This window comes from Limnospira sp. PMC 289.06, assembly GCF_032350395.1.
GTDB classification, from domain to species: domain Bacteria; phylum Cyanobacteriota; class Cyanobacteriia; order Cyanobacteriales; family Microcoleaceae; genus Limnospira; species Limnospira platensis.
Genome location: NZ_JARPLC010000409.1, coordinates 1 through 727, shown reverse-complemented (window position 1 = coordinate 727; position 727 = coordinate 1). Strand labels below are relative to the sequence as shown.

1 pseudogene is annotated in these 727 nt (G+C 45.9%); it reads left to right on the top strand.

Annotation, left to right across the window (positions count from 1 at the left end):
* Positions 1-242 precede the first annotated feature (242 nt).
* Positions 243-727: pseudogene (locus tag P5674_RS25495) on the top strand (IS630 transposase-related protein); the annotation flags it as partial.

Genomic DNA, 727 nt, shown 5'->3' with positions numbered 1-727 from the left:
GACAATGAATTTTGGACAGTAGGTAATCATGGTTCACGGTAAGAGCATTTTGTTATGGTCGAAAGGGAAGTCGCCTTCCCCAACTCCAATTCCAAACCGTACTTGAGACTTTCACCTCATACGGCTCCTGATGTGGATACCCCTTTGTCATTGGGAACAGGGCTACAACCCCCTGCTTTATGACCTCAACTTTCGGAGCTATAGCATTAGTCAAGGTAGTTAGGACGTATAATGGCAAGGATATCTACAGAAGACCCAAAAGGCTAGCCCCCTACAGTTACGACCTTAGACAAAAAGTTATTAATGCAATTGAACTAGACGGTATACCCAAAACCGAAGCCAGTCAAGTTTTCCATGTCAGCCGGAACACTATCAATCTCTGGCTGCAAAGAAAAGAACACACCGGCGACTTCCTCCCTAAACCTAATCGCCCACCTGGTCATAGCCACCAAATTACCGACTGGCACAAATTCAAGGCTTTTGCCCAAGAGCATGGCGATCAAACCTCCGCTCAAATGGCTCAACTTTGGGATGACGACATCTCTCCTCGCACCATATCCAGAACCTTGAAGAAAATTGGCTTCACCAGAAAACAACTTACGGCTACCAAGAACGTGATGAGCAACAGCGAGAGGAGTTTATTGCTCAGATTGAACATATGGAGCCGGAAGGGTTGGTTTACCTCGATGAAGCTGGCATGAATAGTCAAGACTCGGATTATCCTTAT